Origin of the sequence: Actinotalea sp. JY-7885 (assembly GCF_014525465.1) — a bacterium.
Lineage (GTDB): Bacteria > Actinomycetota > Actinomycetes > Actinomycetales > Cellulomonadaceae > Actinotalea.
Genome location: NZ_JACEXH010000138.1, coordinates 1 through 8853, shown reverse-complemented (window position 1 = coordinate 8853; position 8853 = coordinate 1). Strand labels below are relative to the sequence as shown.

Annotated in this window: 7 protein-coding genes and 1 tRNA gene; 1 reads left to right on the top strand and 7 read right to left on the bottom strand. The window is 72.9% G+C overall.

Annotated features, from left to right (window positions below; all coding sequences use genetic code 11):
- The 6 genes from IDM29_RS12355 to IDM29_RS12335 all read right to left on the bottom strand — a co-directional run.
- Positions 1 to 1178, bottom strand: a 1178-nt coding sequence (locus tag IDM29_RS12355) for an ATP-binding protein (protein ID WP_304518686.1), incomplete at its 3' end; no start/stop codon positions are given.
- Positions 1175 to 1828: a DUF4194 domain-containing protein gene (locus IDM29_RS12350; protein ID WP_182113736.1), complete on the bottom strand. Its 654-nt coding sequence runs from the start codon at positions 1826 to 1828 to the stop codon at positions 1175 to 1177. The genes IDM29_RS12350 and IDM29_RS12355, both read right to left, overlap by 4 nt.
- The gene (locus IDM29_RS12345; RefSeq protein WP_182113735.1) at positions 1821 to 3299 is read right to left on the bottom strand and encodes a DUF3375 domain-containing protein; all 1479 of its coding nucleotides are present in this window, start codon (positions 3297 to 3299) and stop codon (positions 1821 to 1823) included. The genes IDM29_RS12350 and IDM29_RS12345 overlap by 8 nt, the downstream gene beginning before the upstream one ends.
- 75 nt (positions 3300 to 3374) lie before the next feature.
- The gene (gene bsh / locus IDM29_RS12340; RefSeq protein ID WP_182113734.1) at positions 3375 to 4346 is read right to left on the bottom strand and encodes a choloylglycine hydrolase; all 972 of its coding nucleotides are present in this window, start codon (positions 4344 to 4346) and stop codon (positions 3375 to 3377) included.
- Positions 4347 to 4440: 94 nt separating this feature from the next.
- Positions 4441 to 4575, bottom strand: coding sequence for a hypothetical protein (locus tag IDM29_RS17375; protein ID WP_255491846.1), 135 nt, complete (start codon positions 4573 to 4575; stop codon positions 4441 to 4443).
- Positions 4576 to 4718: 143 nt separating this feature from the next.
- Positions 4719 to 4802: transfer RNA gene (locus IDM29_RS12335), tRNA-Leu, on the bottom strand.
- Between the two features lie 146 nt (positions 4803 to 4948).
- Between IDM29_RS12335 and IDM29_RS12330 the strand changes: the two genes are divergently transcribed.
- Entirely contained in the window at positions 4949 to 6217 is a 1269-nt protein-coding gene (locus IDM29_RS12330) for an AI-2E family transporter (RefSeq protein ID WP_255491845.1), read from the top strand.
- Between the two features lie 48 nt (positions 6218 to 6265).
- Here the strand turns inward: IDM29_RS12330 and IDM29_RS12325 are convergent.
- A partial coding sequence (locus IDM29_RS12325) for an error-prone DNA polymerase (protein WP_188037575.1) occupies positions 6266 to 8853 on the bottom strand: 2588 nt, incomplete at its 5' end.

The following is an 8853-nucleotide window of genomic DNA, read 5'->3' as shown; positions in this document are numbered from 1 at the left end:
CGGGCGCCGGCGGCGCGGTCGCGCCGCTCCTGCGCGCCGCGCAGCTCGCGCTGGGCGGTGGCCAGCCGGTCGCCCCCGGACGCCCACAGCGTCTGCCGGACGCCGTCGAGCTCCGAGCGCGCGGCGTCGACCCGGGCCGTCGTCTCGCGGACCACGCGACGGGCGTCCTGGTGCGCGCCCTGGAGCTCGTCCTCCACCGCCCGCAGCAGACCGAGCCGTCGCTCGTCGCGCCACAGCGCGATGGGCGACGCGCTGTCGTCGACGGTCCCGAGGGCGTCGATCAGCCGGAGCCGCTCGCCGGCCTCCTCGATGCGCTCGCGGTGCTCGCGGATCGGCTCGAGCGCCGTGACCTGCTGGCGCGCGGTGACCATCTGGGCGCGCGTCCCGCTGAGCTTGTCGAACTGCTCGACGACGGCGTCGGCGGTCGCGAAGGTGACGGGCTCCTCGAGCACCATCGCCTTGTAGAGGGCGTCCACGGTGGCGATCTGCTGGCCCGCCTGGATGCGCCCGAGCAGGGCCACGGCCTTGGCGCCGTCGCCCGTCGCGCCGATCCCCAGCGTCAGGTGCAGGCGCGCCGTGTACTCACGGTCCGTGTCGAACGGGCTCAGCCCGGCGGCGGTGACGGCCGGGCGGGAGAGCCGCTGGGCCGCGGCGGGCTCGAGGTCGCGCAGGTCGAAGGCGCCGTCGCACGTCGCCCGCACCGCGACGACGTCGTCGAGCGTGCGCGCCGCGGAGGGGACGTACCACGCGCGCACGGCCGTGAAGAGGCGCTCGGACTGGTCCGCCCACGTCACCGCGATCGCGGACCACGTGTCCCGGCCGTCGCCGCGCAGCACGCGCTCGCGCGTGCCGTCCTCGGTGCGCGACTCGTCGAGCTTGCCGCGCGCGTAGGACACGATGTTGCGCTGGTCCTTGCCGCGCGGGCGGCCGACGACGCCGCCGTTCGAGGCGCCGTTGAACGGCGTCGTGTGCGGCATCAGCAGCGCGATGTACGCGTCCATGAGCGTCGACTTGCCCGAGCCGGAGGCCCCGGAGAGCAGCGTCGCGGTCGAGGCCAGCCGCACCGCGTGGTGGCCGTCGTAGCCGCCCCAGTTGACGAGCTGCAGCTCGCGCGCGACCCACTGCTGGCCCGTCGAGGCCGCCGGCACCAGGCCGAAGAGGGTGTCCACCATGGTCATCGCGCGTCCTCCGCGTTCGTGCGTCCCTGCTCGCGGAGCCAGTCGCGCAGCTCGGCGAGCCGCGCGTTGCTCAGCACGATCTCGACGAGCGGCGTGACGCGGTAGCGCCCCTCCGACTCCTCCTCGATCAGCCCGTCCTTCGCGAGCCGCGCGACGGCGGCGCGGATCTCGCGCTGGCGCGAGGCGACGTTCGAGTCGTCGGGGTCGAAGTACGTCAGCGCGGTCTGCTCGATCTCCTCCACGTCGACGCGGACCGACGCCTGGCCGGCGCCCCGCTCCCGCTGGAAGACCGTGCGCAGGTGCACCAGGACGAGCGTCTCGGCCCGCGTGTACGCCTCGTCGCGCAGCAGCACCGGCACGTCGAGCTCGGCCGAGCGGACCTGCTTCTTGTACGCCACGCCGCGCTCGTGGTCGACGACGAGGTGCACGAACAGGTCGTGCAGGCGCGACTCGACGACCTGCTGGTTCTCCACGAGGGTGCGCCACTGCGCGCGGTTGCGGTCCGCGAGGAGGAACCGCCGCTGCAGGAGGCGCACGAGGAGACGCCGCACGTCGGCGTCGAGGGTGCCCGAGTCGCCGGCGAACAGCTCGGTCGGGTCCTCCTCCATCGGCACGGGCGCGATGAACGCCGTCTCGGTGGTCTCACTCATCGGTCTCGTCCCTCATCCGTGTCGTCACCGCACCGAACGCGAACCGGCGCCGCGTCCCGTCGGGTCGCAGCGCCTCGACGAACGCGAGGTCGCCGGTCTCGGTCATGCCCAGGTCGTGCGCGATCTCCAGGAGGCCCAGCAGGTCGACCGGTCGCCGGAGGGCGCTCGGGGCGGCCGCGAAGGCCGCGGCGACGTCGACCTGCCCGGAGGGGTCGGCCAGACGCGTCAGCTGCTCGTGCAGCGCCGTGTACTGCGGGCCGCCCCAGGCGCGGGCCTCCAGGTGCGAGACGTCGGTGTCGGCGTCGTCGTCGTCCACGCCCAGCGCGGCGGGCGGCTGCGGCGGGCGCAGGTCCCCGGCGGTCTGGCGCAGGTGGTCGACCTCGGCGACGGGCAGGCGCCGCAGCGGCTCGACCTGCTGGCCGCGGCGCGCGTCCGGCGTCCACGCCTGCAGACCCGTCATCACCTCGCGCAGCAGGTCGTCGACCTGGCGGTCGCGCAGCGGGTCGTGGTTGCGCACCTGGGTCGTGATCACGTACGAGGCCTCGCGCTGCGCGGTGAAGACCTGGTCCAGGCCCTGCTCGATGCGGCGGCCGAGGTCGCGCAGCTCCGCGCGCTGCTGGGCCGGCAGGCGGTGGGCGAACCGGTGCCGCAGCACGACGTCGAGCTGGGCGGCGAGCTCGTCCAGGCGCTGCGGGTCGCCGATGAGGCGCAGCGCCCCGGCGAACGCCCGGCCCTCGGCGGTCGACTCCATGACGTGCTCGCCGCGCTCGAGGTACTCGCGCAGCACGTCGCCGGTCGGGCGCACGTCCTGGCGCAGGGCCGTGACGACGTCCCGCTGCATCGCCTTGATCGACTCGGCGACGCGCGCGAAGTCGGCCGGCAGCTCGCGCACGAGGTGCAGGACGTTCTCCGCCTCCTCGAGCAGCTGCTCCTCGTCGACCTCCTCGACCGTGCCGGTCCGCTGCAGGCGGTCGAGCTCGGCGCGGATCCGCGCCATCTCGGCGTCCAGGCGCGCCATGCGCACCAGGACGTCGGGGTCGGCGTCCTGGGCGAGTCGCTCGACGGCGTCCAGCAGGGTCCGGATGCGCGACCGCGACACGCGCGCCCGCGCGCCGCCGGCGCGTCCGGCGACCTCGAGCGCGCCGACGGCGTGGGCCGAGAGCCGGTAGACCTCGACGTCGTCGTCCAGGACGTGGCGCACGAGCCAGCCGGCGTCGGCCCACTGCCGGCACAGCTCGCGCGCGGTGGCGGTGGGCAGGTCGTCCTGGTGGCCCGCGGCGCGCAGCTGCTCGAGGGCCTCGCCCACCTCGGTGTGGGCATCGGCCACCGGCACGGCCGGGCGCTCGGGTGTGAACACGACGGACAGCAGGGACACCACCAGGGGTGCGTGACGCTTGTGGAGCAGGTCCAGCATCGGGTTCTGGAAGGCCCGGACCGCACCCAGGTAGGCCCCCTCCGCTCGCGTCATCATCGCCGCACAGCGTAGGCGCCGCGGAGGGCCGCCCGCGCCGGGCGGCCCTGCGCGGGCGGGGCGTCAGTCCTGCACTCAGTTCTGCACGGAGACCTGCTGCCCCTTCACCAGGGGGTAGCTCGCCAGCTCCTTGCCGTCGAGGTCCTCCTTGTGCATGTCGACGCCCGTGACCTGGCTGTTCTCGTAGGTCGTGTAGTAGTAGACGCCCGTGTCGGTGTTGCAGCACGACGAGTAGATCGTGATCTCGTACCCGTCCCCCACCTGCACGCAGCCGCGCTGCTGCGCGACGGACCCGAGGATCTGGAAGAACTGGCTGATCGACTCCGACTCGGAGTCCCCCGAGACGGAGTTCATCTTCGTGAACACCGCCTTGACGAAGCGCGACGCCGAGGACAGGTCACCGGGCAGCCCGATGCCGCCCATGCCGCGGCTGTAGGTGTCGAGGTCCAGGGCGTCGGAGAACGTGTTCTTCGGCGGCTCGGTCGACAGGCTCATGAAGTTGTTGAGGTTGAACAGCTGGATGTCGAAGGTGGGGTTGTTGGTCAGGACGCCCGTGGGGTTGTCGTAGACCTTCAGGCCCTCCTTGACGGACTCCACGGTGACCGAGGAGTCGCGGTCGGAGATGATCCAGTGCAGCGGCGACAGCGGGAACTGCGCGCTGAACGGGATGTCGACGAGGTTGAGGTCCGCGAGGAGCGCCCGCGCGTCGGCGACCGTCGCGCACTGCCCGAGGATCCACGGGATGAACTCGAACGGCGTGATGTTCGTGCGGCCGTCCGCCTCGGGCTTGTAGTCCGCGTTCCCCGGGAAGTTCAGGCCCGCCATGCTCAGGCCCGCCTCGTTGGTCGCGTCGTAGTAGAGCGGATACCCCTCGGCGACCGTCGCGATGCCGATGATCGCGTGATGGCTCTCGAGCGCCGGCACCCGGCGGAACTCGAAGACGAAGTTCCTCGGCGTGACCGTCACCGTCTCGTTGTACGAGAGCTCCAGGTCGAGATTCCGACCGAAGTAGTGATTCTTGGTCGTGTAGTTCGTTGCTGTGCACATGCGACCGCCCCCCGGTGCGCTGATGTTGCTGTGCCGCCAAGGTACGCCCGGCCCCGGAGGGCGACAAGGCGAGCGTGCGCCCTCTGCTCGGCGTTCAGCGTGACGCGTGAGCGGTGGTGGGGTCGATGACCTTGGGGCAGCCGGGATCGGTGTTGTCGATGACGACCGAGTCCGTGGTGCCGTGCGCGGACGGCGTCGCACCCGACTCCTGCCGACCCTGCACGTCCACGGCCCCAGGCTGCCGTGGCGGGGAGCTGCGGTCCAGCGCCGTCACCGTGTGCGTGGACCCACGGGTGTGCACGCAGCCACACCAAGAAGGCCCCCGCTCTGCGTCTCCGCAGATCAGGGGCCTCTGGTCGCTGTCTCAACGAGTGTCCGGAGGGGGACTTGAACCCCCACGCCCTATACGGGCACTAGCACCTCAAGCTAGCGCGTCTGCCATTCCGCCACCCGGACGGGTGGACTCTCAGGACCCTGACGGCCCCTCGAGTGCGGCAGTAAAGATAGCACGGCGTGGTGGGCCCGTCTGACGCGGCCGATGGGCCACCCCTGCGGCAGACTGAGGCCGACGACGCGCCTCGCGTCCGCCACAAGGAGGTGCGATGACCGACCAGGACGAGTCGACGACCGTCGAGCCGGAGCGTTCCAAGATCTCCATGCGGCACCTCGCCGCGGCGAGCCCGGCGGCGAAGAAGGTCGCCGGTGCCCGGCGGAACCCGTCGGTGGTCGGCTACGAGGAGACGGCGCCGCAGTGGCTGCGCGTCGTCGCGGGCTGGTCGTGGCGCGTGCTGGTCGTCGTCGCTGCCGTCGCCCTGGTCTTCTACGCGACGTCGCGCGTGCTGCTCCTGTTCATCGCGGTGTTCCTCGCGCTCGTCTTCACCGCGGTGCTGCGCCCGATCGTCAACGTCCTGGACCGCTTCATGCCGCGGGGGATCGCGACCGCGCTGTCGATCCTCGCGTCGCTGCTCGTGATCGTCGGGCTGTTCACGTACATCGGGCTCTCGGTCGCCGGCCAGTGGGCGTCGCTCGGTGAGCAGTTCAACACGGGCATCGGCACCATCCTGTCGTTCCTCGAGGACAGCCCACTGCACCTCACGGTGACGAGCGAGGACGTCCAGGACTGGATCGCGTCCGGCCAGGAGTGGCTGCAGCAGAACAGCAGCACGATCCTGAGCCAGGCCCTGACGAGCGCGGGATCGGCGGCGCAGGTGCTCACCGCGCTGGCCCTGGCGACGTTCTGCACGGTCTTCTTCGTCACGCGCGGCACGGAGATGTGGACGTGGTTCCTCAACCAGCTGCCGGCGCGCAACCGCGAGGCGTGGCACACCGGCGGCGGGGTCGCCTGGTACACGTTCTCGGGCTACACCCGCGGGACGTTCATCGTCGCCGCGGCGGACGGCATCCTGGCCGTGATCATCCTGCTGGCGCTCGGCGTCCCGCTCGCGGCGCCGCTCGCGGTCCTGGTGTTCATCGGTGCCTTCATCCCGCTCATCGGTGCGCCGCTCGCGATGGTGGTCGCGATGGTCGTGGCCCTGGCCGCCAACGGCATCGTCAACGCGATCCTCGTGGGCATCGGCATCGCGCTCATCGGCCAGTTCGAGGGGCACATCCTCACCCCGCTGGTCATGGGCAAGCAGGTCTCGCTGCACCCGGTGGCGGTCGCCCTCGGCGTCACCGCGGGCACGCTCGTCGCGGGCATCCTCGGAGCCGTGATCTCGGTGCCGCTCATCGCGGTGGCGTGGGCGGTGTTCGCCCGCCTGCGGCACCTCGACCCACCGACGGACTTCTCGGAGGTGGACCACGACCAGGGTCCGCCACCGGAGAACGAACGCATCGCCGACGGTGAGCCGGTGGGCAGCGCCGAGCGCTGACCGCCGCGTCCCCGCCCGTCGTCGGCGAGCCCACGGGCGCACGTCCGGTCACCGGAAGTCGCGGCTCGCCGTCGGTACCCGCAGGGACAGCGGCGCGAGGTGCTCGGCGAGGAGGTTCGTCGCGCCGTCGGCCCGCTCGAGCCGCCCGCGCACGACGAGCGCCGGCGAGCCGCGGGCGATCGTGCGGAACCGGCTCCAGAGCCCGGACGTGCAGATGACGTTGAGCAGGCCGGTCTCGTCCTCGAGCGACAGGAACGTCACGCCGCGTGCCGTGCCCGGCCGCTGCCGGTGCGTCACGACGCCCGCCACGCCGACGCGGCGACCGGGCTCGTGCTCGAACGCCTGCGCGACCGTGATCACCCCCGCCGCGACGAGGCCGTCGCGCACGTGCTGCGTCGGGTAGGAGTCCACGGACATCCCCGTCGCCCACACGTCGGCGACCGCTGTCTCGACGTGCGTCATGCCCGGGAGCGCCGGCGCCTGCACGCCGACGGCGACGCCCGGCAGCGTGTCCGGCCCCTCCTGGGCGAGCGCCCCCGCCGCCCAGAGCGCCTCGCGCCGGCCGACGCCCAGGGACTCCAGCGCCCCGGCCGTCGCGAGCGCCTCGAGCTGGGTGGTGCTGAGCCGGACGCGACGCACCAGGTCCCGCAGCCCCGTGAACGGTCCGTTCGCCGTGCGCTCGGCGACCAGCGTGTCCGCGAGCGCGTCCCCGATCCCCCGGACAGAGCCGAGCCCGAGGCGGATCGCCGGCCCGCGGAGCGCCGCCTCCGTGGGACGCACGACGCCGACCGCCGCCGGACCACTCCCGCCGCGCCCCGCGCGCGGCACCTCCTCGTCCGGGACCTCGGCCGGCGCCTGCCGGTCGGCGTCGGGCAGCCGCTCGAGGTCCGCGAGCGTCTGGGACGCCTGCACGTCCGGCCGCAGCACCGTCACGCCGTGCCGCCGGGCGTCCGCCACGAGGGTCTGCGGCGAGTAGAACCCCATCGGCTGCGCCGCGAGCAGCGCCGCGCAGAAGGCTGCCGGGTGGTGCACCTTGAGCCACGAGCTCGCGTACACGAGGTAGGCGAACGAGTACGCGTGCGACTCGGGGAACCCGAAGTCGGCGAACGCCTTGAGCTTGTCGAAGATCTGCTCCCCCACGTCCGGGGTGATGCCGCGCGCCGCCATGCCGGACATGAGCCGTGAGCGCAGCGCCTCCATCTTCTCGATCGAGCGCTTGGACCCCATCGCGCGCCGCAGCCGGTCCGCCTCGGCCCCGCTGAACCCGGCGACGTCGATCGCCATCTGCATGAGCTGCTCCTGGAACAGCGGCACGCCCTTGGTCTTGGCGAGCGACTTCTCCAGCAGCGGGTGCAGGTAGGTGACCTCCTCGCGGCCCCGCACCCGGTTGATGTACGGGTGCACGGACCCGCCCTGGATGGGGCCGGGCCGGATGAGCGCGACCTCGATGACGATGTCGTAGAAGCACCGCGGCTGCAGCCGCGGGAGCGTCGCCATCTGGGCGCGCGACTCGACCTGGAAGACCCCGACGGTGTCCGCCGCGCACAGCAGGTCGTAGACCGCGGGGTCCTCCTGCGGCAGCGAGTGCAGGCTGAGCTCGACGCCCTCGTGCCGCGCCACCAGGTCGAACGCGATCCGCAGCGCCGAGAGCATGCCGAGGCCCAGCAGGTCGAACTTCACCAGGCCCGCGTCGGCGCAGTCGTCCTTGTCCCACTGGAGCACGGTGCGGCCCGGCATGCGCGCCCACTCCACCGGGCACACCTCGATCACCGGCCGGTCGCACAGCACCATGCCGCCCGAGTGGATGCCCAGGTGCCGGGGCAGGCGCAGGAACCGGTCGGCCAGGTCGAGCACCGGGTCGGGGATCGACCCCTCCTCCTGCGCCGACGGCGGTCGCTGCGCGGGGACGACGTCGTGCCCGTCGGCGGTCACCTCGGGCGCCACCGGGCCCGCCTTCGTCACGTGCCACCACGACGTCGGCCGCTCCGGCCCGCGCAGCGAGCCCCAGCGCTCGATGCTCTTGCTCCACGCGTCCTGCTGCCCGACGTCGTAGCCGAGCGCCCGGGCGGCGTCGCGCACCGCGGACTTGGGCCGGTAGGAGATGACGTTCGCGACCTGGGCCGCGTGCCGGCGGCCGAACCGCTCGTAGACGTGCTGGATGACCTCCTCGCGGCGCATCGACTCGATGTCGACGTCGATGTCCGGCGGCCCGTCGCGCTCGGGGGCGAGGAAGCGCTCGAAGAGCAGCCCGTGCCGGACGGCGTCGACGGCTGTCACGCCCAGCGCGTAGCAGACCGCCGAGTTGGCGGCCGAGCCGCGGCCCTGGCACAGGATCCCGCGCTCGTGGCAGAAGGACACCAGGTCGTGGACGATGAGGAAGTACCCCGGGAAGCCGAGCGTCTCGATGACGTCGAGCTCGTGCGCGATCTGCGCGTAGGCGCCCGGCACCCGCTCCGCGCCGGGCGGCCCGTACCGGTCGAGCGCGCCACGCCGCACGAGCTCGCGCAGCCACGTCGCCTCGGTGTGCCCGGGCGGCACGGGGTACGGCGGCAGGTTCGGCGCGACGAGCGCGAGGTCGAACGCGCACTGCGCCGCCAGCTCGGCGGCGGTGCGCACCGCCTGCGGGTGGCGGCGGT

Excerpts from the sequence above, each read along its gene's own strand:
- bsh (WP_182113734.1), bottom strand. The coding sequence starts at position 4,346 with ATGTGCACAGCAACGAACTACACGACCAAGAATCACTACTTCGGTCGG.
- IDM29_RS12345 (WP_182113735.1), bottom strand. The coding sequence starts at position 3,299 with ATGATGACGCGAGCGGAGGGGGCCTACCTGGGTGCGGTCCGGGCCTTC.
- IDM29_RS12330 (WP_255491845.1), top strand. The coding sequence starts at position 4,949 with ATGACCGACCAGGACGAGTCGACGACCGTCGAGCCGGAGCGTTCCAAG.
- IDM29_RS12350 (WP_182113736.1), bottom strand. The coding sequence starts at position 1,828 with ATGAGTGAGACCACCGAGACGGCGTTCATCGCGCCCGTGCCGATGGAG.